Source organism: uncultured Treponema sp., from assembly GCF_945873775.1.
Classification (GTDB): Bacteria; Spirochaetota; Spirochaetia; order Treponematales; family Treponemataceae; genus Treponema_D.
On sequence record NZ_CAMCEC010000001.1, the window covers coordinates 306,850 to 333,281 of the forward strand.

At 40.5% G+C, this 26,432-nt stretch carries 21 protein-coding genes; 18 read left to right on the forward strand and 3 right to left on the reverse strand.

Features of this window, described 5'->3' with window-relative positions; genetic code table 11:
• The first annotated feature begins 57 nt into the window (after positions 1-57).
• Positions 58-2,154 carry an elongation factor G gene (gene fusA, locus Q0N70_RS01395; protein ID WP_288757353.1) on the forward strand — a complete coding sequence of 699 codons (2,097 nt, stop codon included), beginning with the start codon at positions 58-60 and terminating at the stop codon, positions 2,152-2,154.
• Between the two features lie 201 nt (positions 2,155-2,355).
• Positions 2,356-3,039 (forward strand): ATPase domain-containing protein, encoded by a 684-nt coding sequence (locus tag Q0N70_RS01400; protein ID WP_013702056.1) that lies wholly within the window; start codon positions 2,356-2,358, stop codon positions 3,037-3,039.
• A 280-nt stretch (positions 3,040-3,319) separates the two neighbouring features.
• On the opposite strand, the gene Q0N70_RS01405 is transcribed toward Q0N70_RS01400, so the two are convergent.
• From Q0N70_RS01405 to Q0N70_RS01415, 3 genes are read right to left on the reverse strand one after another with little or no spacing between them, the layout of a single operon-like run.
• A complete protein-coding gene (locus tag Q0N70_RS01405) occupies positions 3,320-4,987 on the reverse strand; it encodes a DUF2326 domain-containing protein (protein WP_294012689.1) in 1,668 nt (555 codons plus the stop codon).
• On the reverse strand, positions 4,978-5,187 hold the full coding sequence (locus Q0N70_RS01410; RefSeq protein ID WP_294012692.1) for an ABC-three component system middle component 7: 210 nt from the start codon (positions 5,185-5,187) through the stop codon (positions 4,978-4,980). The genes Q0N70_RS01405 and Q0N70_RS01410 overlap by 10 nt, the downstream gene beginning before the upstream one ends.
• Position 5,188: 1 nt before the next feature.
• Positions 5,189-6,097 (reverse strand): ABC-three component system protein, encoded by a 909-nt coding sequence (locus Q0N70_RS01415; RefSeq protein ID WP_294012696.1) that lies wholly within the window; start codon positions 6,095-6,097, stop codon positions 5,189-5,191.
• Positions 6,098-6,363: 266 nt separating this feature from the next.
• Here Q0N70_RS01415 and Q0N70_RS01420 point away from each other — a divergent pair, with 266 nt between their 5' ends.
• From Q0N70_RS01420 to Q0N70_RS01495, 16 genes are all read left to right on the forward strand, one after another.
• Positions 6,364-7,131 carry a DUF4469 domain-containing protein gene (locus tag Q0N70_RS01420; protein ID WP_294012699.1) on the forward strand — a complete coding sequence of 256 codons (768 nt, stop codon included), beginning with the start codon at positions 6,364-6,366 and terminating at the stop codon, positions 7,129-7,131.
• Between the two features lie 158 nt (positions 7,132-7,289).
• Positions 7,290-7,715 carry an A24 family peptidase gene (locus Q0N70_RS01425; RefSeq protein ID WP_294012702.1) on the forward strand — a complete coding sequence of 142 codons (426 nt, stop codon included), beginning with the start codon at positions 7,290-7,292 and terminating at the stop codon, positions 7,713-7,715.
• Positions 7,712-9,895, forward strand: a complete 2,184-nt coding sequence (locus Q0N70_RS01430; RefSeq protein ID WP_294012705.1) for a secretin N-terminal domain-containing protein — start codon at positions 7,712-7,714, stop codon at positions 9,893-9,895. Before Q0N70_RS01425 ends, Q0N70_RS01430 begins: the two co-directional genes overlap by 4 nt.
• Positions 9,892-11,316 (forward strand): GspE/PulE family protein, encoded by a 1,425-nt coding sequence (locus Q0N70_RS01435; RefSeq protein ID WP_294012708.1) that lies wholly within the window; start codon positions 9,892-9,894, stop codon positions 11,314-11,316. The genes Q0N70_RS01430 and Q0N70_RS01435 overlap by 4 nt, the downstream gene beginning before the upstream one ends.
• Positions 11,313-12,335, forward strand: coding sequence for a type II secretion system F family protein (locus Q0N70_RS01440; protein WP_294012711.1), 1,023 nt, complete (start codon positions 11,313-11,315; stop codon positions 12,333-12,335). Before Q0N70_RS01435 ends, Q0N70_RS01440 begins: the two co-directional genes overlap by 4 nt.
• The gene (gspG, locus tag Q0N70_RS01445) at positions 12,332-12,787 is read left to right on the forward strand and encodes a type II secretion system major pseudopilin GspG (RefSeq protein WP_294012713.1); all 456 of its coding nucleotides are present in this window, start codon (positions 12,332-12,334) and stop codon (positions 12,785-12,787) included. The genes Q0N70_RS01440 and gspG overlap by 4 nt, the downstream gene beginning before the upstream one ends.
• A gap of 3 nt (positions 12,788-12,790) precedes the next feature.
• On the forward strand, positions 12,791-12,934 hold the full coding sequence (locus Q0N70_RS01450) for a hypothetical protein (protein WP_276751759.1): 144 nt from the start codon (positions 12,791-12,793) through the stop codon (positions 12,932-12,934).
• On the forward strand, positions 12,921-13,313 hold the full coding sequence (locus Q0N70_RS01455) for a hypothetical protein (RefSeq protein WP_294012721.1): 393 nt from the start codon (positions 12,921-12,923) through the stop codon (positions 13,311-13,313). The genes Q0N70_RS01450 and Q0N70_RS01455 overlap by 14 nt, the downstream gene beginning before the upstream one ends.
• The gene (locus Q0N70_RS01460) at positions 13,300-14,118 is read left to right on the forward strand and encodes a hypothetical protein (protein WP_294012724.1); all 819 of its coding nucleotides are present in this window, start codon (positions 13,300-13,302) and stop codon (positions 14,116-14,118) included. Before Q0N70_RS01455 ends, Q0N70_RS01460 begins: the two co-directional genes overlap by 14 nt.
• Complete coding sequence (locus tag Q0N70_RS01465; protein WP_294012727.1) at positions 14,115-15,509, forward strand: hypothetical protein; 1,395 nt, start codon at positions 14,115-14,117, stop codon at positions 15,507-15,509. Before Q0N70_RS01460 ends, Q0N70_RS01465 begins: the two co-directional genes overlap by 4 nt.
• Complete coding sequence (locus Q0N70_RS01470; RefSeq protein ID WP_294012730.1) at positions 15,506-15,979, forward strand: hypothetical protein; 474 nt, start codon at positions 15,506-15,508, stop codon at positions 15,977-15,979. The genes Q0N70_RS01465 and Q0N70_RS01470 overlap by 4 nt, the downstream gene beginning before the upstream one ends.
• Before the next feature lie 85 nt (positions 15,980-16,064).
• Complete coding sequence (locus tag Q0N70_RS01475; RefSeq protein WP_294012733.1) at positions 16,065-16,598, forward strand: hypothetical protein; 534 nt, start codon at positions 16,065-16,067, stop codon at positions 16,596-16,598.
• Positions 16,591-17,610 carry a hypothetical protein gene (locus tag Q0N70_RS01480; RefSeq protein WP_294012736.1) on the forward strand — a complete coding sequence of 340 codons (1,020 nt, stop codon included), beginning with the start codon at positions 16,591-16,593 and terminating at the stop codon, positions 17,608-17,610. Before Q0N70_RS01475 ends, Q0N70_RS01480 begins: the two co-directional genes overlap by 8 nt.
• Positions 17,607-18,395: a hypothetical protein gene (locus tag Q0N70_RS01485; RefSeq protein ID WP_294012739.1), complete on the forward strand. Its 789-nt coding sequence runs from the start codon at positions 17,607-17,609 to the stop codon at positions 18,393-18,395. The genes Q0N70_RS01480 and Q0N70_RS01485 overlap by 4 nt, the downstream gene beginning before the upstream one ends.
• Positions 18,396-18,561: 166 nt before the next feature.
• Positions 18,562-19,224, forward strand: a complete 663-nt coding sequence (locus tag Q0N70_RS01490) for a hypothetical protein (protein WP_294012742.1) — start codon at positions 18,562-18,564, stop codon at positions 19,222-19,224.
• A gap of 514 nt (positions 19,225-19,738) precedes the next feature.
• Positions 19,739-26,432 (forward strand): toxin TcdB middle/N-terminal domain-containing protein (locus tag Q0N70_RS01495; RefSeq protein WP_294012745.1); only part of this gene is annotated, 6,694 nt, incomplete at its 3' end.

Genomic DNA, 26,432 nt, shown 5'->3' on the forward strand with positions numbered 1-26,432 from the left:
AATCTTTGCTTTTCGTATTCTGCCGACTCACGAATTTTTTTTTGAGAGGTATACACTATGGGTTTTGATATTACAAAAGTACGTAATATCGGTATCAGTGCGCACATTGACTCTGGTAAAACAACAACATCAGAACGTATCTTGTTCTACTGCAACAAGATTCACCAGATCCATGAAGTTCATGGCAAAGACGGTGTAGGCGCTGTAATGGATTCTATGGATTTGGAGCGCGAGCGTGGAATCACAATCCAGTCAGCAGCGACTCAGGTAAACTGGAAAGGAACAACAATCAACCTTATCGACACTCCAGGCCACGTTGACTTCACAGTTGAAGTTGAACGCTCACTCCGTGTTCTTGACGGAGCAATCCTTGTTCTTTGCGCTGTTGCAGGTGTTCAGTCTCAGTCAATCACAGTTGACCGCCAGCTCAAACGCTACCATGTTCCACGCATAGCTTTCGTAAACAAATGCGACCGTCAGGGTGCAAATCCGCTTCGTGTATGCGCACAGCTCCGCGACAAGCTCGGACTCAATGCATATATGGTAGAGCTTCCAATCGGTCTTGAAGACAAACTTCAGGGTGTTGTAGACCTTATCGCAATGAAGGCTTACTATTTTGAAGGACACGACGGTGAAGAAATCCGCGTTGCAGAAATTCCTGCTGAACTTGTAGAACAGGCAAAAGAAAAGAGAGCAGAACTTCTTGAAGCAGCCGCAATGTTTGACGACTCGCTCATGGAAGATCTTATGGAAGAAAAAGAAGACATTCCAGAAGAAAAGATTATCGCTGCAATCCGCAAGGGAACTCTTGAAGAAAACTTCGTAGCAGTATTCTGCGGTTCTGCGCACATGAACAAAGGAATTCAGCCAGTTCTTGACGGCGTTGTACGCTATCTTCCTAACCCGACTGAAGTTCACAACTACGGACTTGACCTTGACAAGAATGAAGAGCAGATTGAGCTTTTCAATGTTGAAAACAAGCCTTGTGTTGCACTCGCATTCAAGCTTGATGACGGTCAGTACGGTCAGCTTACTTATGTCCGCATTTATCAGGGAAAAATCACAAAAGGCGATGAGCTTTACAATACACGCGCAAAGAAAAAGTTCAAGGTTGGACGCATTGTCCGCATGAACGCAGCTGCAATGGAAGACATCAACGAAGGTCAGCCAGGCGACATCATCGCATTGTTCGGTGTTGACTGCGCATCTGGAGACACATTCTGCGGCGGCGGACTCAACATTGCGATGACTTCTATGTTCGTTCCAGAGCCTGTTATTTCAGAAGCAATCACTCCTGTAAACAAGCAGGACGCAGCAAATATGTCAAAGGCTCTCAACCGCTTTACAAAAGAAGACCCGACATTCCAGACTTACGTTGACCCTGAATCAAATCAGACAATCATCAAGGGAATGGGCGAGCTTCACCTTGCAGTTTACGTTGAGCGCATGAAACGTGAATACAAATGCGAAGTTACAGTTTCTCAGCCGGAAGTTGCATACCGCGAGTCTATTACACAGCGCGCTGACTTCAACTACACTCACAAAAAGCAGACTGGTGGTTCAGGACAGTACGGACGTGTTGCAGGATTCATGGAGCCAATTACAGAAAAAGACTACGAGTTTGTTGACTCAATCAAAGGTGGAGCAATTCCAAACGAATACATTCCTTCTTGCGACAAAGGTTTCAAGAAAGCAATGGAAAAAGGCTCTCTTATTGGAGCACCAGTTGTTGGCGTAAGATGCACAATCAACGATGGTCAGTACCACCCAGTTGACTCTTCAGACATCGCATTCCAGACTGCTGCTATCGGCGCATTCCGCGAAGGCTATGCAAAGGCAAAACCAGCAATCCTTGAGCCAATCATGAAAGTTCAGATTGCAGGACCTACAGAATTCCAGGGAAATATGTTCGGACTTATCAACCAGAGACGCGGTGTTATCATCGATTCTTCTGATGAAAACGGAAACTCAACTGTAAACGCAGAAGTTCCTCTTTCTGAAATGTTCGGATTCTCAACAATTCTCCGCTCTTCTACACAGGGAAAAGCAGAATTCACAATGGAATTTGAAAAATACAGCAAAGTTCCAAATGCAGTTGCCGACGAGCTTATCAAGGCTTATGCAGAAAAGAAAAAGGCTGGACAGGCAAAATAAAATTATTAAAAGCCTAGTTTGACCACAGAATCTCCAGTGAAAGAATTTTCTTTTGCTGGAGATTTTTTTATTGTAAAATAAAATTTATGTGCTATACTTATTCAAACGGACACAGAACTTTTTGCAAAGCAAAATATTTTGAAGCGCAAAACTTTCTGCAAAAGTTAAAAAAATCAAGCTAAAAATTCAGGAGGCAGCATTATGGCAAAGCAGGAATTATATGAAAGAAGCCCGATCCGCATTTTTGACGAAGCGGCAAACGGAGGACTCAAGGCTGGCGAGCTAGGACTTGTTACAGCAAAAAAAGGACTTGGAAAAACTTCTGTGCTTGTTCAGTTCGGAATGGACACACTTCTTAACGGAAAGCAGCTTGTTCACGTTTCGTTCAATCAGCACAGCGAAAATGTAATTTCTTGGTATGATGGAATCTACAACGAAATTTCAAAGAAAAAGGCAATCGCAAACGCCGCTGATGTAAAGGAGCAGATTCTCCGCAACAGAACAATTTTGAATTTCAATCAGGACAACATCAGCCTGGAAAAAGTTGTTAACACATTGAACGCTCTCAAGGCTGGCGGAACAGCAGTTGCAGGAGTTGTTATCGATGACGTTGACTTTTCAAAAGTAAAAGAAGCAGACTTGCAGACAGTCGCAAGCTACGCAAAAGCAACAAAGACAAAAATCTGGTTCAGCTCAACTTCAGCCGGCGACAAACTTGAAGATTCAGCACCAAAGGCACTGCTTCCATACTTCTCTGCTGTAATCCACCTTTCATCAAAGAATTCTGTAACACAGCTAAGCATTCTAAAAATGGGCAAGAACACAGATATTGAAACAACACTTAAGCTGGACTCAAAGACACTGCTCATTACAAACAACAAGTAATTTTGGAGTGCCTCTGAAAACAAAAGCTTTTAGAGGCAACTTTGAAAAACGAGGCTAAAATAAAACGGCTGCCCTTTAGAAATAGAGGGCAGTTTTTTTGTTTATGAAACACTATTGAAAGAAATTTGGACTAAATAAAAGAATTTTCCTTGAGTAAATACGTTATTTTCCATTGGCAAACAGCTTATTTACCTTAGTAAAATAGTCTATTTACCACAGGTAAATATATTATTTACCCATGGTAAATAGATTATTTTACTATAAAAAATGTTTTTTTAATTTATTTTTTTACCCACTTGCTGGTTCCGTAGAGCTCTCCGCCATTTGTAGACAACTTTAACACACGGCTGTCTTCAATGATTGCCTGAACTTCAGGACTGTAATTATAAATAGAACGGAACGCTGTAAAGATTTGTTTTTCTTTTTCCGTTGCATACAGCTTGATGCAGTCTTCTTTTCTTTCTGCGTCCAATTCGTTGCGGACAAAAAGGTCGTGCGCTATTGCAGGAAGCTTTGTCTGTTTCAAAATGGACAAATCAAACATCACAATATTTGCGCTTTCTGTTCCGTCTCCCTTATCTGTTCCAGAAATTATTGAATACCGGCTTACACCTTTTGCATTGCTTGTTTTTGGCTCAAAAAATTTAAGGGTTGGATTTTTCCATTTGCCATTATGTATATGTCCATTCAAAGCCGCCATATTAAGATTCACTTGGCTTGCAATTTCATCCAAAACATTGATTTCTTTCTTGTTCAATTCCTTTTTTGCCGCGGAATCTTTCAACGCAATGAGCTTACCTTTTTTATAGTTTTCAATGCAGTCGTAAAGCCGCTGAAGCTCAAGATATTTCTTTCCATAGACATCAAACGCCGCCTTTGAAAGTGTTCCATCAGGAAGGACTTTTTCATATTCAGACTTTATTGCCTCAAAGTCCAAATTGGTCTGGTTAAGATTCATTTTTAAATACTGAATCTCATCATTTATTTGAAGCTTTAAAACTTCTGTAAGAGACTCATGGAATTTTTCAACCGCATAAACTTTTTTTACATTCAGCTCCGGGAAAAAGGACTGGAGAACAGAAAGTTCTTCTCTTGTAGGAGAAGACAACCCTTCAATAGAATGCTCGGCAACAGCAATCTTGTTTTCAAGCCTTGTTTTCTTAACGCTTATACTTTTATATTTTTTCTCAAGAGCCTGAAGTTTTTCCGCATTATTAGAATCTATAGCAAGGATTTCTTTATCGTTCGTCCTGCTCAACTCAGAGAGTTCTTCTTTCAGCTGGTTTATATTTTCATATACATCTGCTAAATCAGAATCCGTTTTTATAGAAGTCGGTATAAAATTTCTTTTTACTGCGTCATTAAAAGTTTCTTTTGCTTTTGCAGCATCATCGGCGTTATTTTTTTCTGCAGAAATCTCTTCGTATCGGTCAAACAATTTTTCAAAATTAACAACGCAATCGCGGGCATTTTCCATTGAATTTCCTTTTAAAAATTCCTCAAGGTTCTTTGAGCTTTTGTGGGATATTCTAAAATACGGACTTACTGCTCCTCTGAATGTAAGGGATTCATTTTCAAAACCGTAATTTTCTGCAAGCCTTTTTTGAAATTCCTTAAGGGAAATTTTATCAATAGCAGAATAGCTTTTATCACACACGCTGACATTATTCAAATCTTCCGTAGAGCGGCTGTAGTAAAATTTTTCTTCTTTAAACTCAAATGTAAAGTTGACTACATGATGCCCGACATTTTCAATGATTTTTCCGCCGCCTGTAACATAGGTGTTTCCACCGAAAGCAAAATCAATAGCAAGAAGAAAACTGGATTTTCCTGTGGAATTGTTTGTGGATTCGTTTGCGACAATTGTATTCAGGCCTTTGCGAAATGGTATTTTTCCGTTCTGAATATATTTGCCTTTAAAAACACTGCTTTGGATTTCTACAAGCATATTATTTCCCCTGTAACATTGTCTATATCAATTTTTCCAAGCGCATACAAAGCGTCCAAAGTCTGTATAAATTCAGAAAGAGATGAAAAATGGCTTTTTACATTTTTATAAAGCTGCTCTGGAAAAATTCTTTCATTTAAAGTCATAGCCTGCAAAACAGGAACAAATTTTGAAATTACGGATTCGTTATATCTTATCATTTTATCTGGCAGGAGCATCAAAAACCTCGCATAACTGAATAAAATATGAAACTATAATTCTTGCTTCTGGAGAATTTGGCTGAATCAATGCAATTGGAGCAAAATAATTTTGCATATTGTCCACGATTTCTTTTTCAGTAAAATACTTTTCTTTTAACCGTAAATATTGATTATGAATGCATTGGCATATAAAGGCAGGCGGCTTTCCTCCGTTTTCTGCGGCAGACACAAAAGCCTTGTTCACTATATCAAAATAAATCAAGTCATTTTCTATGCACCGCATAAGATGATTGTCGTTTTTGATTTTTTCTTTTATGCAATAAGTTATATTCGGAGGTTCAGGCAAATTTTCCGCCTTTATTCTTTTAGAAATCAAATTACCAGCGGCGGTAATTTTATCTTCAAGTATTTCCATCGAGCTTGCGCTTGTGTCTTTTGGATAATGAATTTTCTTTTTTCTGCCGGACTGCTTTTTAGGCTCTTTTGCGCCTTTTTGAATCATATTTACAAACAATTCTGCATATTTTTCTGGATAGTTTTCGTCTGAAACATCTGGAGAAAATTCCTTTATTGATTCTACCAAGTCGCCGTCCATTTCCGGCGTTGGATTAGAAGGTTTTTCCATAAAAGAAACAAAATTGTCTGTGTTCAGATATTTCAGCATCTGGCTGTATGTGTCGGGAGAAATTCTGTTTCCTTTATAATATCTTGATATTGTGTCAGACTGAAACTTGTCATAGTTTTTTAGTGGATTATATGAACGGAATTTTATATGCGCTGGAGAATTGCCTTTTGCATTTTCGTTGTATATATCCAGAATGTTGTCAAATAATAAAACAACGAATTCATCTTGACTGCGGTTTTCTCCGTAATAAGGACGAAGCGTTTTTGCAAATTGCTGAAAAGTCATAAACTCCAAAATACCATCCGATTCAAATCCGTTAAAAAAAGCGAACTGATTTCTTCTATATATTATAAGCCTTTAACGATAATATTGCATTAAAAATCTCATGTTTTTGAATCCGTTTTTTCTTCTGCGAAAGTGCTATCTTCCTTATCAACAAAGCAAATACAGAGTTTCTGCGAATTGCCTTGTACATTTTTATTATACCATGATTTCTGGCATTTTGTTATGCGCGCGGCAGAATGTCCGGTTCATGGTAAAGGAAATTAAACATGCAATCTAACAATGCATTTATCAAACTTCAGGAATCGGCTAACGGAAGAGTGTCCGTTAAGTTACAGAAAAATCAGTTTGCGAAAGACGGAGCTGAAAGTTTTTACGGACGTGTGGAACGCTACACATACAGCACCCAAAACATTCTTGATGCCATGGCAGAGGCAATTCCGCTTGTAGACTTGGGAACTGTCGCAAGCATCTTGAATGCCTATGCAAATACTGTTCTTAAAGTTCTTTCTGCGGGCAATGCTGTAAAATTCGGTGAGCTAGGAATTTTCTACATTGCAGGAAAAGGCAGCGTTGACAACGAAAACGGAAAGCCCAAGCTAACAGTAAAGTTTTCCGCAACGCAGGCATTAAAAGAGGCTGTTCAGAATGTTGAAATAGCAAGCTCTGAATATGTTGCTCCAAGCGGAGTTATTACAAGCGTTACGGATATAGCAACTGGCAAAAGCGACGGAAATCTTTCTGCAAGCAGTTCTGTCTTGGTTGAAGGCTCAAGCTTAAAAATCGGCGGAGAAAATTCTGGAATTTGGTTTGCGCCAGTTGCAGACAGCGGAATTGTTTCTGGCGATGAAAGCAAATGGACAAAAATTGAAACAGCCTTGATTTACAACTTGCCTTCCAAGCTTTTGTTTGCCCTTCCTCAGGAACTTGAAAGCGGAAAATACAAAATTGTTGTCCGCACCCGCTACGCCGGAAAAACTGGCTACGAGCGGAAGTATCTTGTAGAGGCAATTTCTGAAACTGTAACAGTCGCATAGCAATAAATTCATGCGGTTTGTCCTAATTTTGGGCAAGCTGCATGAATTGCAAACCGAGACTTCTTTTGCAAAAAAACAAAAAATTATTTAAAAAGCACTTGACAAAACTATTTTTTTTTTTTCTATATTTTTTAGATATAAAGGAGCAACGGCTGCAAATGGACACAAGACAAACCTGCCTTTTATATCTAGCCACCATCTCATTTTTCGACTTGCGTGAACGGCGGATTCCAAATTCAATAACATTTGGATTCTTCTCGCTGATGATTCTAAAAGAAATTTTCACAGCTCCATCAAAAATTTCAGCTAGCCTTGCCTGCTCTGTTTTCTTTTCTGCCGTGTTCCTTGCAGCCGCGGCAGCCACAAAAGGCATGGGGATGGGAGACATAAAACTCGCCGCGGCAATTGGCTACTGCTCAGGATTTTTCAAGACACTATGCTCCTTTATTTTTGCAAGCCTCGGCGGAATTATTTTTTTCATGGCGATGCGCCTTTTCAACAAGGGAACAAGCAAAATTCCATTTGCGCCTTTCGTAGCGGCTGGATACCTATTGTCAGAGCTAGTCCGCGGAGAAGCCGCATGAAAAGACTTACCGCAAAACAGATCCGGCGCATTTTCCTTCTTCTTATCCAGATTCCTCTTTGCGCGCAGGAAACAGGCTCCTCCATATACATGGACTTTAGAAACCAGAAAATTTCCGACATCATCTACGCAGTTGCGGATGTCTGCGGAGAGTCCGTCATCATAGACGAGACAGTTTCTGGAAACGCAACGTTCCGCTTTGAAGACAAGGACTTTGAGAGCGCGTTGGACAGGTTCGCAAGGCACTGCCAGCTTTATGTGGAAAAAGACAGCGGCGTATACTCGATTACAAAAGTGCGAATTGGCACAAGCGGCGGCGGAAGGCTCTCGGTGAACACAGAGAATGTCCAGATAGAGCCTTTCATCAATGCGCTTTCACGGTATGCGAACAAGACAATAGTCTTTGACAGCCTGCCGGACACGACTGTTACAATAAGAACGAATGACGCAAGCCTTGAGGACGTGCTGAACCTTGCGATTGTAAAGCTTCCGGGATTCGGCCTTGAGAGAATCGCGGAAGGATTTTACATAACAAAAAGCTCAGGGGCAATAAGCAAACGCAATATCGACATTTTCACAATTTCCGAGGCAAACGGAAAATTCTCATGCAATATCCAGAAAGCCTCGTTCGCAAACGCAATAGGAACTCTGTTCAAAAAAGGCGGCAAGGAATATTCGCTTCTTTCAAAGCCGAACATAACGCTTGAAAACATGGCGTACACAGACAAAAGCTTTGACGAGCTTCTTTCCTTGATTCTTAGCCAGTGCAACTGCGATTTTTCTGCAGAGAACGGAATATACCGCATTTATGAAATTCAAAAGAAGGACATCATAAAAAAATTCAAGGAGACAAGAATAGTCAGGGTAAAGAGCATGAGCATAGAAACCCTTGCCTCGATTCTTCCAAACGAGCTGAACGCGCAGGGATTCATAAAGCAGGACAAAAACTCCAACTCGCTTATCCTTACAGGAAGCCCCTCAGAAATAAATCCCATAGAAGAATTCATACGAAAAATCGATTTTCCGCCTGACGACAGAAAATACAGGAGCTTTTACTTTGAAAATGCAAACGCCAAGGACGCTGTTTCTCTTATTCCAAAAGAACTGCTTTTGTCTGATATAATAATGCTTCCTTCTGGCAACGGATTTGCAACCCAGACAACACAGGAAAGCGAGAAAAGGCTTTCTGAATTCATAGCAATGCTCGATAGCAAAAAACAGGGCAAGGCTGTAAGGCTAAAGTACATAAAGAGCGACGAGCTTATGAAATCGCTTCCAGCGTTTGCAGGCAAGGAAAGAATAACAGAAACAAGCGAGCCGACCCTGGTTTTCTTTAGCGGAACAGAAAAACAGTTTGAGGATTTTTCAAGAAGCCTTGAGGAAATCGACATTCCAAAGCAGCAGATAAAATACCAGCTGCTTGTGGTTCAAAGGCAGAAAACAAGCGGTCTGAACCGTGGCGCGTCATTAAGCGTCGGCAACACTGACGGTGAGTCAGGCTATTCCTGGAGCGGAACGGTCTCGAGCATTTTCAACATCAACTTTGACATAATCTCAAAGTTCGGAGTACAGTTCGCAGGAAGCCTGAACGCGGAGCTTTCGGAGGGAAAATCCCATGTGCTTGCGGACACAACGCTGAACGGCATAAGCGGAGAGTCCCTGAGCTTTTCAAACACAAACACAACGCGCTACCGCGACATAATCGTAGACACAAAAGGCGACCTGTACACAAGCACCACAAGGGAAATCTCAAGCGGACTTACGCTTTCTATAAATGGCTGGGCAAGCGGAGACGAAATAGTAACAGTAAAAATTGACGCGCAGGTTTCAAAGCAGGGAAGCTCAGAATCCTCATCCGCCAATAGCAACGGAACAGACACTGCTCCGCCGCCATCAACGTCTGAAAAGAAAGTAAGCACCAACGTAAGGACAAAAAGCGGCGAGCCTGTAGCCATAGGCGGGCTTTTCCAGCAGGAAGAAGAAATATCTGAAAAACGCGTGCCGTGGCTTGGAAAAATACCTCTTTTAGGCTGGCTTTTTAAGAAGAAAGTCGTGTCGATGGTTGAGACAGAATTTTCAATATACCTTGTTCCTTTTGTTGAAAAGCCAGATGTCCAAGCTCCAGGCGAAGAAGCAAACCTTGAGCGGCTTAAGAAAAAATACGGCGGGGCTGCAGCATGAAAAATTTAAAGACAGCAAAGCCCATATCATCCGGTTTTAGCATAATAGAATTTTCCCAGTACAAAAATGTTGAATGCCAGTACACCCGCCAGTTCATAAAAAATTCGCGCTGCGTAAAAATACGCGAGTCTGAAAATGAAGTTACCGTGGCGGTCGCAAAAAGCAGGCTGGACACAATAAAGCTCCTTGCCCAGGTGCATGAGCCAAAGCAGGTAAGCCATGTAACTGTAAAAGACTCAGACTTCGCCGAGTTTATTGGCAATTTTGTGGACAATAAGGCAGAAGGTTTTTCCTGCAGAAAAGAAGCGGGCAGCGAGTACCGTCTTGAGGACATCAGCGGAGATGCCCCTGCTGTAAACACAATAAACGCAATATGCCTTGAAGCCATAAGAAGGGGCGCAAGCGACATCCATATACAGGGAACAAAGGACTCTGTAAACGTCCGCCTAAGAATTGACGGCGTGCTCCAGACAGTGCGCGCACTTGACAAAGGCATTCTTGACACTCTTGCAAGCCGCATAAAAATCATGTCCGGGCTTAACGTAATGGAAAACAGGCTCTGCCAGGACGGAAGAATGGGAGTTCAGGCAGGCGGAAAAAACCTTGACTTCCGTGTTTCAATAGTTCCATCAGTTGCAGGGCAGAACATAGTCCTCCGTCTTTTCAACAGCGAGAATGAAGACCTGTCTCTTGAGGATCTTGGATTTTCCAAGGAAAACCTTGGCAAGATAAAACCAGTTTTAAAAAGTCCGCACGGAATGATTCTTGCGACAGGACCTACAGGAAGCGGAAAGACCACAACCCTTCATGCGCTTCTTAAGGAAATGGATGGCGAGCATTTAAAGATTGTGGCAATAGAAGATCCTGTTGAAAAAATCATTGACGGCATTGAGCAAATACAGGTGAACGAGGAAATCGGCCTTACCTTTGAAAGCGTGCTCCGCCGAATATTGCGCCATGACCCGGACGTAATCATGGTGGGAGAAATCCGCGACAGGGAGACAGCGCAGCTTGCGGTGCGGGCAGCACTTACAGGCCATCTTATTCTTTCAACACTGCACACAAACGACAGTGTTTCCGCAGTATCAAGGCTGCGCAACCTTGGAATAGAGCCGTACCTTATCGCAGGAACTTTAAGAACTGTAATTGCCCAGAGGCTTGTCAGAAAAACCTGCGTCCCGTGCAAAGGCAAAGGATGCGAAGAATGCGGCTTCACAGGCTACAGGGGAAGAACCGCCGCAAGCGAGGTGTTTTCTTTAGATGAGGACAGCCGTGCAATGATAGAAAAAAGCAAGGCAGAAACTGAGCTAAAAAAATACCTTGTAAAACAGGGATTTAAAACGTTAAAAGAAGACGCGGCTCTCAAGGTAAAAAGCGGAATCTCAACAAAAGAAGAAATGATGCGGGAAGGAATTCTATGAAAGCGGACATTCTTCTTTTTACACAGACCATGCATTCTCTTCTTTCATCTTTCCTGCCGTTGCAAAGCGCACTTGCAGTATGCAGGAAAATTCTTGCAGGAAAAGCCGAGAAGAAATTCACGGATAAAATCCTGAGGAAAGTAAACGAGGGCAAAAAGCTTTCCGACGCGCTTTCAGAAGAAAAGCTGTTTCCGCCGCTTTATGTGCACCTTGTTTCAATTGGAGAGGAAAGCGGCACGCTCCCGCAGGTATTCGGACATCTTGCCGCATATTTGAACGGAAAAAGAAACATGAAGCGTAAGATAATCCAGGCTCTTCTTTATCCTGCGCTTGTTCTTGCGACAGCGGCTGCCGTTGTGCTTATTTTGACTGCTTTTGTTCTGCCAAGACTTGAAGGAATATTCGAGGCTTTTACAAATTCCTCCGAAAACATTGAAGCGCAATTAAACAGAATCAAGACCGGCTCTTTTGCGTCCACAATAATTTTATTTGGCTTAACAGCAATTCTGGCAGCCTGCCTTGCGGCGCGCAGATTAAACGCAAAAGCGGCCCTTGCAATCGACAGTGCTATTCTAAAACTTCCGCTCATAAAGGATTTTGCGATGGCAATGCAGATGCATGATTTTTCTTTTGCAATGAAGCTTCTCACACAAACGCATTTTCCTCTGCTCCAAAGCCTTGCCTATGCAAAAAACGTACTTAGCAACATCCGCATTCAAAAAGCTGTTGAGTCCGCATGCAAAAGCATAGCCTGTGGCAAAGGCATCGGCAAAGCTTTTGAAGATGAAAAAGTGTTCCCGCAATATCTTACGGCATGGGTAAAAATCGCGGAAGAAAACGGAGAAGCGGCAGAGGCATTCAGCCAGATTTTTAATTATTACCAGAACGAAAGCGAGAGCCTGCTAGCCGGCATTACACAGGCAGCAGAGCCTGTTTTTATTCTGATAACAGGAGCGGTAATCATTGCAGTTATCGCCCGGTTTGTAATTCCTGTATTCAATCTTCTGGGAGCGTTATGAAAAAACTAAAAAAGAAAATTCTTGAAGGCATTAAAAATGAAGACGGCTGGACTTTCATGGAAACTCTGATAGTCATCGCAATAATACTGGTTCTTTCGGCAACAGCAGGCTTTGCCGCAATAAGCAGCCTTGAAAAATCCCGCATTGCCGCAGCTAAAACGCAGATAGAAAGCCTTGCTACAGCCCTTGAAGCCTACTACATAGACTGCGGAAACTATCCGGCGGCAGAACAGGGACTTGCGGCCTTAAGAAAAAAGCCTGAAGCATCGCCAAGCTCCGACAGCTGGGGAGGGCCGTATCTTTACAAGAACGCTCCAAAAGACCCCTGGGGCTATGAGTACGAATACACCTGCCCTGCGCCCGACGGCTCGCCTTACGGAATCAGAAGCTTTGGAGCAGACGGAATGGAAGGCGGCGAAGGCAAAAACGCAGACATAAAAAGCTGGGAGTAAAAAATGCTTCGTGAAATTGTTGCGGCGGCTGCATTTTTACTTGCACTCTCAGGCATAATAGCCGGCATTGCTATTGTCCAAAAGACGGCTTCAAGGCAAATGGCGTCAGCGGAAAGAATTATTGAGGATGCAAATGAAATTGACTGAGCTTTTAGTTTCCATCGCAATTTTTCTCATGGCTTCGGCAGTGTTTGCCTCAAGCCTTGTCAATGCAAGGAGCACCATTGCCAAAACAGAAGCCGCCTCAAAAAAAGCTGTCCCAACGCTTGAAGCAGACGCGCTTTTGAGAAAAGAAATAAGAAGCTTTGACGTTCCCTACTGGAAAAATTTTAGCACGGAATTTGAAGCCATAAAAAGGACGATTTTTCTTTTCTGCGCGGAAAAGGGAATAGAAGCCGTTTCCGTGTCTTCTGTCTATAACGCAAGGAACAGGATGGAAGGAATAAAAATTGAATGGAAGCTCAACGGCAAAAACTATGCAAGCCAGGAATTCATAAAACAGAGGATTGCCTATGAAAAACTATGACAGCGGCTTTTCAACTCCGCTTGCAATGGCAGCGATATTCTCTCTTTGCATTCTGGCTTTGCCATTTTGCCTAGCTACAGCCGCAAACGAAAAGCGAGCGGACTCCTACAGAAAAATTATAGAAGAGAGAAAGAAAATTGACTCTGTAATTTTTGACATGGAAAAAAGAATCCAGCCGCTAAAAGACTCGCCGTCGGATTCTGACGGGCATGAGATTCTGCAGTTGCTTTCTTCCACCTGTGATTTTGAGCTATCAGTTTCTGATGCCTCTACAGGAATAAATAAAAATTTTACATCAAAAGCAATTCTAAAAAGCAAAGCAATAAGCGGCTGCATTGAAACAAACGGCGAAGACATCTTTGCAGAGTACGGCTGGATTAATCCGAAGTTTTCTGACAAGGCCATTATTGAGCAGACCGAAAAAGACTTTGAAGGAAAAGGCACGTTTCCTCTTATAAACACATTCCCGCCTCTGAATATTTTCAATATGAACGGCGATTTTATAAAGGCAGTCCTTGAGCTTTGCAGAATAAAAGACACGGAAAATAAAACGCAACTTATAAAGAACAGCCTAAATCCAGATACAACAATAAAAGAACTCGCTGAAATTCTAGGAGCTGGAGAAAACCATCCTGTCTTTGACTTGCTCGGAACAAAGACCGCATTCTGGAAAATTGGCTTTGAGACAGAAAAAGCAAGAGCCTGCGCTGTGTTCGCCGCTGTTCCTGAAAAAGAAAACCAGAGAAAAATAGAAAAATATATCCTCGCTGAAAAGAAAATATCCTTTAAAGGGGGCGCGCTATGACATCGCAGTCCACGCCTCAAAACTGCCCCAAGTTCACTCTTTACTTAAAATCCCATACAAGCCGAAAAAGAACTTCCGAGGCGAAAAGCGCGCTTGCAGGCCTCTACCCTTTTGAAATAAATGAAAAGAAGCTTCTTATATTAAAGGCGGACATAAAGGGTCAGTATGATGTTTACCTATTAAAGGAAGAAATAAAACGTGAGCCAAACATTAAAAAGCTTTGCCTTGCAATCCTGCCCGGCGTTCTTATTCTGGCAGTCTTGATTCTTGCAACCCGGCATGCCGCCCTTAAAAACACAGAATCCTTAAAAGCCCAGAAAGAACTAGAAAAACAGAAGCTGGAAAAGGAAAGACTCTGTAAAGAAAACGAAGAAAAACTTGCACAGCTGAAAAAGACATACAGCGAAAAGAAGCATCTTGAATATGAAAAAATCTATCCGTGCATTGAGCGCATCTGTTCCGCGATGGCAGAAAAAACAGCGGCAATAGAAAATATTTCAATCCAAAGAAATTCTTTTGCAGTTGAAGCCACCACAAAGGACGCCACAAGCATTCTTTCAAACTTCGAAAAAAGCCGCGCGTTCGCCTCTGTAAAGATGAACAGAACCACCGTAAAAAACGGAGCTGAAACCGTTTCCTATAACGGAGAGTTTTCAAGGTCTTGGAAAGAGGCAGATGAAAAATCCTCGCTCGATAAGAAGATTGAATTTTATGAAACGGAACTTTTAAGAATGCGGTCGCGGGCAGAAGAAAAGCAAGGCATAACGGTTTCTGAGTACATAAAAAACATCCGCAGCATAATGCATAAAAATTCCTGTAGTGTGCAATACATACAGCTTAGGGGAAAAAGCGGCAATGCAGAGATAGAATTTTTTGTTCTTTCCAGCAGCAAGGATATTTTAAATTTCATCAGGGAAATTCAGGAAGGGGAAGAAAATCTTATAGACATTAAAAGCTTTGCGCTGCGAAACAGCGAAGACCGAGGCAGAATACAGACAACAGTCTGCTTTGACACAGGAATAGAATTTAAGCAGAACGACGCTCCGCTTTCTGAATACGCCGGCAAAAAAATCGACCTGTCTGAAATTGACAGAATTTTTTATAAGCCGCCAACTATAAAAACTGCCGCAAGCAAAACTGTGCCTGCAAAAAAAAAGGAAGCCGCGGCAAAGGCAAATGAGCAGACCGCCCTGTCCAAGATAAAAAAGCTTACATACATAGGACGGACAAAAGTCAACGGCAGCGACTTTGTGATTGCAAAAGACGACATCATGGGAAGCCTTTACAAGCTCGCACTTGCAAAAACAGAAGCAGCTGGAGACTTTTGCGTTCAGACTGACGGCGGCTACAGGGCAAAAATCCGCGGAGAATACTACGAGGTAAAAAAATGAAGCGGCGCAGAATCTTTTTAAAAATCTTAACAGCCTTGTTTTCCTTATGCCTGCTTTCATGCGCAAGCACGCCGGAAAAGAAAACAGACTCCATGTATGTGATGGTCTATGACTATGGCAGCACCGAGCTTATGAACGCCTCAATTTTTATGGACGGAAAAGAAATCGGAAAAACTGATATTTACGGAAGGCTTATGTATCCGTGCGACAAAGAAAAGGAAGCCACAATCTGCGTGAAAAAGGACGGATATGAAACCGTGGAAACACAAGCCGCCATAAAGCCGGGAACAGTTCTGTATTTCAAGACAGGAAGCGGCTCATACTATGCGGAGCGGGCAGAAAAATTTTTAGATGAAAACGACCTGCCGGGCGCGCTTAAGATGATAGAAAAAGCACTGCGAATTGAAGAGAGAAAAGACTGGCGTTATTTACAGGAAATAATTAGCAGGGAAAGAAAAAATGATGAGTAAAAAAATCGGTGCAATATTTTTAATAGTTATGTCCTCATCACTGCTTTCAGTTTCTCACATATTATTAATAAACAGAATTCAAAAATTGAGCAAAGAAATTTCTGACCTTGATAAAGCTGTGAAAGCTGTTGAATTAAAAACTGATTGTTTTGAAAAAAATCTTGCAGTCAGCATAGAGAACTCAGGCGTACAGTTTCAAAAAGTCAATGAGTCCGTTCAAGCCTTAAATCAAAAATCCGATGCACAGTTTTCGAAGACTGTAGGAATGGGAAGGACTTATGATGCAATTCTTGAAGAACAGAAGAAGAAAACAGTCGATACGGCAGGAAAAGACAAATCAAATATTGAAGCAAAGAAGAATGCCGTCGCCTTATATAAAAAAGGAATTTTTTCAGCTTCTTACGATGAGTTCAGAAAGCTGACGCAGGCCTTTACGGATGATATGGAATGCCGCCTGTACAAAGCAAAAAGTCTTTACTACAAGAACCGCGCCGACAGTTCCTCTTATGCAGAAATCTTAGCGGATATAAGAACGCTCAAGCAAAATGGGGTTTCTGATGCCGAGCTGCTTGAAATAGAAAAATCAATCCTTGCTGAAAAGGGGGGATTTGATGAATAAAAGAGCCATTTGTTTTACAGCCCTGCTGTTTTCACTAGTCATAGCCTCCGCTTCTGAAATAAAAATTGCTCCTCTTGCAGTCTATGACGGCGATGGAAACAAAACAGAAGCTCCTTACAATCCATCAAAGGCAATCCATGATGAACTTGAAAAGCGCTGGTTCGGCGGCCTAATAAATTTCTCTCACATTTCGGAAAGCAAATACGGAATTCCCGTCACCATAATTGACGCGCATAAAATCTGCACATCGGAAAGCGCTGATTATCTGATATACGGATATCTAAAGAAAAATGAATCAAGCTGGCTTTGTGAGGTAAAGCTTTATGATGCAAGCGGAAAGAAGATTATAAAAGAATTTTTTGCAGGAGACAGCATAGACCATTACGACAGGCTTATTAATGTCCTGTGTCAGAATATCCTTTTTGGAATTGAGGAAATTACAGGCCTCAATAAGGATGAACTTAGGCAGAAAAAAACACGTCCTATGGAATTAAGAATTCCGGTTTCTCTTTTTTACTGGAGTCCTGTTGATAGTGACTGGGGAGATAAGATTTTAGGAATTGCGGGTGTCAATGCAGGCCTTGAGTTTTATCCCCCTCAGCCTGTGATTGTGTCAAACGGAAAGCTTATAGATTTTTCCGCGAGGTTCAACCTTTCATGGAACATCGGAATAAACAAGAAAAACACCTACCCTCTTGTAATCAACACCATGGCAATAAGTCTGCCAGTCTTGCTGCATGTTCATTTTAACGAAAGGCATTCTCTATACGGCGGATTCGGTCTTGCATACAACATCGAGCTTATGAGCATAAAGCCAAAGTATGAAAACGAAAAATTTCTATATCAGAATGTCTTTTCCTTTGAAACAATTGCAGGTTATGAGTTTGAAATCAATGACAAGGCTCATCTTTTTGCAGAAATGGCTTTTGACTTTCACCTTCTGGGAGACGGTTTTGTTTCTGTAAAGCCGTGCCTTGGAGCGTCATTCAATATTTTTAAGGAGCGAGGATGAAAGGAATTATAAAAGTTATGTTTTTGATTTTTACATCATTGTCTTTTTCCTCATGCTACAACAGCGCGCTTGATGAAATTCTATTCAGGACGACAGCCGATCCGTTTGATGATGTTCCGGCAACTGATTCCCTTACGACAGAACACACGGTATATCTTTCCTGGAAAAAGGATGACGCGGCAGACAGTTTCTGCCTCATGAGGTCATTTGACACATCTCCTTTAGACTGGTCGCTCATTTATGAAGGAACTGCAACAAGTTATACGGACACAGATTTTAGTGACAACGAAAAGTATATTTACCGGCTTGATAAAACACGCGGCTCAAAATACTTTGAGGGGAAAAAACATGCATACGGATGGTCATCAGGAACCATAAGAGACAGCTGCGAGCCTAATGATGTGCCGGAAAAAGCCGCATTCTTAGAATATGACAGGATATGCAATCTGCCATGCGTTGGCTTTGTAACAGACAATAAGGAAATTATTGACGAAGACTGGTTTTATGTGACAGTTCCCCCAATGCGTCAGGCAGACATAATAGTAGGACAGCATAACCTTACGAACACAACCCTAGGAGCGGAGACAAACCTCAGGATACAGCTTTCAGGACTTGAAAGCCAGAGCGTGAGGCATCAGGTGGCTTACCAGATTCAGAACACCACTTATGAAACAAAAAACTTTTATTTTAAGGTTTTTCCGGAACGGACGTCGCTGTCCTCGGGAAACAGTTTCTGCACGGTCATAGAATATACAGTTTCTTTGAACCAGATAATCAAATATTAGTAAGGAGGTGTAATATAAAACCGCTAAAATAGCGCGGCTTTATCTTACCTAAAGTTTGCGTTGCAAACTTTTTTATCAACTGCACATTCTCATTTCATTGCGAATGTGCTTAAAAAGTCAAATCGAAAATTGATATTTCCTCCTTGACTTTTTATGGGAGAATACAATGAAACATGAAAATCTATTAATCGTTTTTGCCTCGCTCGTCCTGTTTTCATCCTGCGAGATTGCGCCCTTTGAGGAAGGAGAAAACCTTGTAAATCCTGGGCAGACAAATCTACAGGAAGAAAGCTCTATGTTTGAAAAAGACGAGCAGAATAAAACATTCACATTTGAAACAAACGACACAAAGTATCTGGGCGCAAAGGGTTGGACGCTTTGGACTGTACCTAGTGTAAATGCAAGTGAAAGTTTTAATCCTGTCGCTGTTGAAGTGATCAAGGAAAGCGGACGGACGGAAGCCGGATTCGGACTTGTCTTCTGCGAGCAGGAAATTGAAGGAAAGCCGTTCATGCTTGCAGTCCTCATAAATGCAAACGGATATTATACGGTGGGCAAGGTTTCTGACGGTGTTTTCTGCCATATCAATGACGGCTGGAAAAACTCAAACTTCATAAACAAAGGATATGGAATTAAAAATACCATCTCTGTCGCCTATGACACCGGCACCAGGAATTTTATTTTAAAAATCAACGGCTACGAAATAACGTCATTTACAGTGTCAGAGCAGATTTCATTTAAAAACAGCAGATCAGGGTTTGCTGTTGTCATTGCACACAATGAAAACTTTCCAAGTAAGCCGGTAAGAATTACTTTTGAGAATAAATAAAAAGGAGAGAAAGACCATGCGTAGAATTTCAGAAAAAACAATGGAAGTAAGTTTTTGTAAAAGAATTGTAGCCATAGTAATGATGGTTTCATACATTTCTGTTATGAGCCCGTTGCCACTTTTTGCTGAATCTGCAACGAGCGATACAGAAGCAAAAAGAACGGTTTCTGTAAGAGAAGAAAAATCGGAAGTCCTGATTTCTGCAGAGGAAGGCGGAACTGTAACTTTAGGCGAGGCTTCCATAGAAATTCCAGAAGGGGCTTTAAGGAAAGACACCAGGATAAGCATTACCCGCCTTTTAAAAGTAGAAGATACAGGAGAGTCTCTTTGCAACGCAATTCCACATTCCGGCGGTTACAGATTCCTGCCTGCCGGAACTAAGTTTAAGAAGGACGTAACAATTACACTGCCTTACAGCTCGGAACTCAATGCAAAACCGCAAAGTCTTGATGAGCTTTATACATATTTTTATGACACACAGAAGAAAAGCTGGATAAAACTTGAGCGTCTTGAAGTGGACAAGAAAAATCACAAAGTCCGCTCGCTTTCAACCCACTTTACGGACATGATAAACGCAACCCTCACAATGCCGGAAAGCGCAAGTCCTGTGGATGTGAACTTAAATTCAATAAAGAATCTCGAAGCCGCAAAACCGGATTCTCATCTTATAAAGTTTAATCCTCCAAAAGCAAGCAACATGGGAGACGCTTCTTTCAGCTTTGAGCTTGCAGTTCCAGCAGGACGCAAAGGCATGCAGCCGCAGATTTCAGTAAGCTACTCCTCTGGTGGCGGCAACGGAATCATGGGAAAGGGCTTTGACGTGAGCTATGGAAGCTCAATTACTACGGATATAAGGTTTGGTCTCCCGAACTATGACACCCGCGACACATACATGCTTGACGGGATTCTTCTTGCGGAGGAAAGCAGGCAGGGAACTAAAATTACATACAAGCCGCAAAAAGAATCCGCTTTTTCCCGTATAATTCGTTACGGAGCGGGAACGAACAATGACCACTGGGAAGTTACGGACAAGAATGGAACAAAAAGAATTTACGCTAATACTTCTGAATCTTGCACCGGCAGTGGAAACGAAGTATTTACATGGAATCTCACTAAAATTGAAGATGTAAACAATAATACAGTTGTTTTTGAATACAACAAATTTAATGAGATACAGAATAAAAATACATATAATTATGTTTATCCGACAGCCATATATTATACAGGCTATAAAAATGAAAAGGGAAACTATAACATCAAGTTTCACTACGATAATGACGGAGCAGAATCAAGACAGGATGTAAGGATTGATGCACGTTCAAAACAGATTGTAGCTTGCAAGAAACTTTTAACAGGCATTACCACGCATTATGGCAGCGATACTGCTGCAATCCGTACCTATGCGTTTACATACAAAGACGGGCTTGCAAAAGAGAAGATGCTTACGGCGCTTACAGTGAGCAACAATGCAGATGAAAGTTATGCTTACACATTTGAGTATAACGAACCTGAATATGAAAACGGAAAGGTAAAGTATTTCGCCAACGCAGAAGTATGGCATAACGGAACGGCTATAAAAACCGGTAAATCAACCAGCGGCGGCGGAAGTTTTAATACAAGCGCAGGTGTCGGAGTTGGTGAACTCAGCGGAACAGTAGATGCTAGGCTTACCGGCGGAGCGCAGGGCAGCTTTTCAAATTCAAACAGTGAAACTGAGAGCATGCTTTCAGATATAGACGGAGACGGAAGCCCTGATTATATAAGGGTTAAGGGCGGAACATTATACTACAGACTAAATCAAAAGAATGGATTTTCTGAAGAAGAAAAAAGCATTCCTTTGGAAAAAATAAAATTAGATGACGAAAATTCACAGAATCTTTCTATAGGCTGGAATATTTATGGTGGTGGTGGATTAAAAAAATCTTTCGTATCTGGACTTGGAGCAACATATTCTGACGTAAGTCAAACAACAACTTCAAATTCTACCGTTGCGCTAAATGACGTGAATGGCGACAGGAAAACGGACATCATACTTTCCGGGAAAAATTATTACCTCAAAAATACTTCTAAAAATGGAAATGTCAGTTTTATACAGGAATTATATGATAGTAAGAACAGCATAGTAGTTGAGGACAACATAAAAAAACTTACAGCAGATGAAGTAAAGGCGTATAAGGAACAATACAAGAATCAGACACCATTCAGGCAATGGAAATCGCAATATGACGGCATGGTAAGCATTACGCAAGATTTTTCAGCTGCAGGAAGTTTTGATTTAGCAAATTCTGTCAAAGCTCATGTCTATAAAGGAAACTCGGAAACTTCTGTCAGTTCGTTGGAAAGCATTGTGTCGGGGACAAAATCTTCTGAAAAAATAAATGCCTCGCTTAGTGTAATAAAAGATGAAAATCTGTATTTTATCACAGAAACAGATGAACCATTAAATTCTGATGTAAACTATAATATTAAGATTGATTATACTGATATAAAATCATATAAAACACCTTTAAAAGTTCCTATTTTTTTCCCTGAACAAAGGATAGCCAATCAGATATTGCCGGAAGCATTAAGCCCAATATACAATACAACTACAGAAACCCAATCAGGTGTAAATGGGAATAATATATATTGCCCTGTTTATGTACTAAAGGAAACATGGCAAAATTCAACAGATAAAGAAACATATTCTCAGTTGGTTAGCCAGGGAAGATTTTTGCCCGGAGCTTTTACAGAGAATCAGTTTGATAAAATACTTGAAAGTTTTTCTTCTAAAACAAATACAATAATCAACAAAAGATTTTTTACGGATGATGCTAACGAAGAATTAACTGAGAAAATAATATATGAGCGTTTTGCTGCCTGCTTTATCCATGATCTGACGAATAAAATTTATATCATTCGTGATAACAATGACATTAAGCTTTTTGACTTGCTTTATAATACTTTGGGACAAAAAGAAGTTTTGATTGACTCCTGGAATAATTACAGACTTTTTGATATTGATGCAGTATACGATAAAAATGGAATCATCTATGAACAGAAATCTGAAGTAACTTCAATAGATGCCAGAAGAGGTTCAGATATAACTGGAACCCAGTTAGAAAACGGAAATGTAATTATCCTTGGCGACTATGATGGCAAACTTCTGACTGCATCTATAAAAAATGGAAAAGTTTTCTTTGACAATATCGAACAACAGGATTTTACAGCGCAATTTGAAAAGCAAGATGGTGAAAACAAAGGAGAGACAGTTTTTATTGTCACTCTTGTGCATACATCAGATAATGAAAAAATAATCTATAATCTTACGGATTTTAAGCCGAAAGCCTTGAACCTTTCAAAGGAAGAATTACAGTTAATTGTTGACGAATATACTATTCTCTATGAATCGATTAATGATAGTTACTGGAACTGGAATGAAAAGCTTGAAGATGATGCCTATGAATGCCTAGAAGCTTTTGGAATGAATACAAACCAGCAGAAAAGATTTCTTGAACTTGTTTATGATAAGACAGTAAAAGAAATTATAGAAGAGGAAGAGAAAAAGCAAATTACTGTATATACAAAAAAACAGAACCTGGTCGGTCAGAATCTTATAGATGCTTCTGGTATTCTTGCTGATGTAAAGTTTAATACAATAATAAAAAATGAGTTTTCATATTATGAAAAATCAGATAATGATGAATACAATCTAAAAGATTTATATATAGCGGACATAACAGATGATGACACGCCAACAAGAAAAGATGATGAAAGTAAAATTATTGAAAAATGTAACAATCATGGATTTGGGAAATATTGTTTAGTACAAGTTTTCATAAGACATGATGAAAGTGGATTATACAAACTTGATGATAATTCAAAATTTAGCAGCCGAAGAATTGTATCAGGCGCAATTTCAATTACAGAAGAAAAATATTCTCCAGGGCAAACATCTTGGGATTCTTCAAGTGCTTGGAGCGGAATAGTCCATGCGGAAGAAAAAGTTTTGTATGAAGAAAAGAATCAAGATGAAGATGCTGTTATACAGGTCGAGCGTCAGGAAAAACTTTTTGCAGGAAATTCAAACTGGTTCTTTGGTATATGGATAAACGGAAAAACTGCTTTTAATGGAAAAAGCATAGAATCAATTTTTGCTGCAAAAGATCATACAAAATATGATTATGACAAAGAAAAATTAAAAGACATGAGCAAAGAAGAAGCTGCCTTAAAAAAAGGAACAAATGAGGAGCAGCCTTTCTACCTACCTGTCTTTAACACAGTAATTTCTGATTCTGAGATTTATCCTGTTAAGAAAGAATATGCTGCAAATAAAAATGATGTAGAGAATGCTCTTATTGGTCAAGTAAGCATGAGCAGTCTGAGGGAAGAAGATGAAGAAGGTAACTATATAATGGTTATCCAATATTATTTCCCGTTCATACAGGGTGATTACATACATGCAGGCAGAGTTGGCGGAAATACATTTTATAATATAGAAGGCATTAAGGGTTCTGATTCAAAATCTTCCAGCTTTGTCTTTCCTAATGTACGCATGTCAAGGAACGAAGGAAATGACACTACTTTTGGAGCTAACGCAGAGCTGTCAATACCAAAGATTTCTATACTTGAAAATGGGGATGAATTACTAGGAAAACTTCAAGAAATAAATCAGCAGCATTTGGGCGGCATCAGTGGCAATACGGGCACCAACACAAGCAACGGTAAACTTACCCAGACTGTTATGGATATAAACGGCGATTCAATCCCGGACATAATTCAGGAAACAGGCTCTGGAATAAAGGTTATTCCCGGCCAAAAGACTAGCGATGGTATTGGTTATGGAAGCAGTTACACCATTTCGGGCATGCATATAAACTCCACTTGCTCTAAGACAGATGTAAAAGGAGCTTCTATTTCTCCAAATGGTTCAGTGTCATTGACAATATCAAAAAATGGAAAAGTAATTGGAGCTACCCCATCACCATCTGTAAGCGGAGGTGCTGGCTGTACTGTTGTAACTGGAAGCTCTTCTGTAGGCAGCGGCTTTATGGATATAAATGGTGACGGTCTGCCAGATTATTTTAATGGTTCATCTGTATCATTGAATCAGGGAAAGAAATTTTCTACCTCAAGTTTAGTTACTGTAAATGCCGGCAGCATGAATACATCTTCTTTAAGCAGTGCTGCCGTAAATGCCAACATAAGAAAATCTTCATCAAGAGGTGAATCGCTGAAAACTGGCGTAAGTCTGGGTACAGGATTAAGCTACAGCGTTTCATCAAACACTTCAGAAACTATGTATCTGGATATTAACGGCGATGGACTTGCCGACAAACTTGTACAAAGGAGTGGCTCAATTGCTGTATTTTATAATACAGGAAATTCGTTTGTACAGGCAGATGATATTTTACTGCCATCATGGAATGTAAATAGTACAGAACAATCGTATCTTCAAACAGGAAAAGATGCAAACTTTGACCTTGGACTTTTTGGTAACCAGCCGCTTATAGGTCCATTAACGGAAGGACTTGTAAATGCGTTGCCTGTCTGCAATCCTTTTGCGATTGATGACATTGATAACATGGAGTTTTCTTCTACTGTTTCTCTGTCCATGAGTGATAATGTTGGAGTGAGCTTTACATTCCCTATAAAAATTCCTATAGCTGGTATTTCCATTAATATGACTTGTTCAGGCGGAAACGGACTTTCTGGCTCCTCATCGATAAACTGCGTAAATGTTTCTATGATGGACTTGGACGGCGACGGTCTTGCAGACCATGTTCTTCGCATTCCTGGCTATTGTACATACTGGAAACGCAATATTAGCGGTCGGTATGGGCAGCTTACAGGAATTAATCTGCCTCAAGGAGGAAATGTCCGGCTGGAATATGCAGAGCAATATGGAACAACAAAGAATCCAAACTTTAAATATGTTCTAAGCAAAGTTACAATGAATGATGGTTGTAACGAAACTGTTCCTGAGATAAAACACGGAAATCATTCTGTAACTACTGTTTATGAATATGAAGACGGCTATTATGACAGACAGAAAAAAGAATTCTACGGATTTAGAACTGTAAAAACAACTTTTGCAGACGGCAACTGTCAGGAAGATGTTTATTACAACCATGAGTATTATTCCAAAGGCTGTGTAAACTCAAGTGCGGTAAAGACTGCTGACGGCGCATTGCTTTCAGAAAGTATTACAACATTGGAAGATGCTCCTTATGCAATACCTAAGTTAGAAGAAACAAAAACTTATGAAAAATCATCAGGAGATGGAAATTATATATACTCTGCAACAAAATATTCTTATGATTTAGTCTACGGAAACTGTACAAAGGTAATACAGGATTTTGGAGATTCTGAAAGTTTAACCGGAGAAATAATATACAAAAATATTGATACAAATAGTCAATATATCACTGGGTTACCTATTAAAATCATTGTTTATGGCAAAAACGGAGAAACCAATCCTCTTCGTCTTCGTACAGGTAACTATAATGAAAAAGGACAGCTTACAGAACTTAGCCAGTATTGGGCAAATAATGAATCATGCCGTTCAACAAACAAGCTTACCTATGACGATTACGGAAATATACAAACTGTCTCTGACAGTCGTGGCGCAACATTGAGTTATATTTATGATGGTGTTGAACACATGTTTGTCAAAGAAATTACTCAAAGAGGAAATGACACAGATACTTATACAAGCTTTATTGAGTATGATGAGGTGACACAGACAAAAAAATCTGAGGCCGACTGCAACGGAAACAAACTAAGCTATGAATATGACGACTGGCAACGAATTGTAAGTATATGGACTGCTTACAACACGGGTACAACTCCTGCGGTAAGTTATGAATACAATACACCGAACAATGATTCTTCTGGAAAGTATGAATTATGGTATGCCGTAACAAACAATAAAGTAACATTTGACGCGGATGATGACAGCATAATTCAGACTGTACTTCAAATTGATGGTCTTGGTCGAGCCGTCCGAACTGCAAAGACCGGCTTTGTCAACGGAGTAGAAGGCTGGAATGCAAGTGGAGCCGTGGAATATGATGAAAAAGGAAGAACCGTAAAGGAAGGTATGACGGAATTTATACAAGGAGACATTCAGCCGCTTCTTGAATCCGTGCCAAAAATGACAGCTCTATATACAGCTTACGAATACGACGAGAAGGACAGGCAAATAAAAACTATACTTCCAGACGGCT

What these genes read in the sequence shown, in the direction of transcription:
- Q0N70_RS01460 (WP_294012724.1), top strand. Translation starts at nt 13,300, where the DNA reads ATGAAAAACTATGACAGCGGCTTTTCAACTCCGCTTGCAATGGCAGCG.
- Q0N70_RS01470 (WP_294012730.1), top strand. Translation starts at nt 15,506, where the DNA reads ATGAAGCGGCGCAGAATCTTTTTAAAAATCTTAACAGCCTTGTTTTCC.
- Q0N70_RS01405 (WP_294012689.1), bottom strand. Translation starts at nt 4,987, where the DNA reads ATGCTTGTAGAAATCCAAAGCAGTGTTTTTAAAGGCAAATATATTCAG.
- Q0N70_RS01415 (WP_294012696.1), bottom strand. Translation starts at nt 6,097, where the DNA reads ATGACTTTTCAGCAATTTGCAAAAACGCTTCGTCCTTATTACGGAGAA.
- Q0N70_RS01435 (WP_294012708.1), top strand. Translation starts at nt 9,892, where the DNA reads ATGAAAAATTTAAAGACAGCAAAGCCCATATCATCCGGTTTTAGCATA.
- Q0N70_RS01450 (WP_276751759.1), top strand. Translation starts at nt 12,791, where the DNA reads ATGCTTCGTGAAATTGTTGCGGCGGCTGCATTTTTACTTGCACTCTCA.
- Q0N70_RS01440 (WP_294012711.1), top strand. Translation starts at nt 11,313, where the DNA reads ATGAAAGCGGACATTCTTCTTTTTACACAGACCATGCATTCTCTTCTT.
- Q0N70_RS01430 (WP_294012705.1), top strand. Translation starts at nt 7,712, where the DNA reads ATGAAAAGACTTACCGCAAAACAGATCCGGCGCATTTTCCTTCTTCTT.
- Q0N70_RS01480 (WP_294012736.1), top strand. Translation starts at nt 16,591, where the DNA reads ATGAATAAAAGAGCCATTTGTTTTACAGCCCTGCTGTTTTCACTAGTC.
- Q0N70_RS01490 (WP_294012742.1), top strand. Translation starts at nt 18,562, where the DNA reads ATGAAACATGAAAATCTATTAATCGTTTTTGCCTCGCTCGTCCTGTTT.
- Q0N70_RS01420 (WP_294012699.1), top strand. Translation starts at nt 6,364, where the DNA reads ATGCAATCTAACAATGCATTTATCAAACTTCAGGAATCGGCTAACGGA.
- Q0N70_RS01485 (WP_294012739.1), top strand. Translation starts at nt 17,607, where the DNA reads ATGAAAGGAATTATAAAAGTTATGTTTTTGATTTTTACATCATTGTCT.
- Q0N70_RS01465 (WP_294012727.1), top strand. Translation starts at nt 14,115, where the DNA reads ATGACATCGCAGTCCACGCCTCAAAACTGCCCCAAGTTCACTCTTTAC.
- gspG (WP_294012713.1), top strand. Translation starts at nt 12,332, where the DNA reads ATGAAAAAACTAAAAAAGAAAATTCTTGAAGGCATTAAAAATGAAGAC.
- fusA (WP_288757353.1), top strand. Translation starts at nt 58, where the DNA reads ATGGGTTTTGATATTACAAAAGTACGTAATATCGGTATCAGTGCGCAC.
- Q0N70_RS01425 (WP_294012702.1), top strand. Translation starts at nt 7,290, where the DNA reads ATGGACACAAGACAAACCTGCCTTTTATATCTAGCCACCATCTCATTT.
- Q0N70_RS01410 (WP_294012692.1), bottom strand. Translation starts at nt 5,187, where the DNA reads ATGATAAGATATAACGAATCCGTAATTTCAAAATTTGTTCCTGTTTTG.
- Q0N70_RS01400 (WP_013702056.1), top strand. Translation starts at nt 2,356, where the DNA reads ATGGCAAAGCAGGAATTATATGAAAGAAGCCCGATCCGCATTTTTGAC.
- Q0N70_RS01455 (WP_294012721.1), top strand. Translation starts at nt 12,921, where the DNA reads ATGAAATTGACTGAGCTTTTAGTTTCCATCGCAATTTTTCTCATGGCT.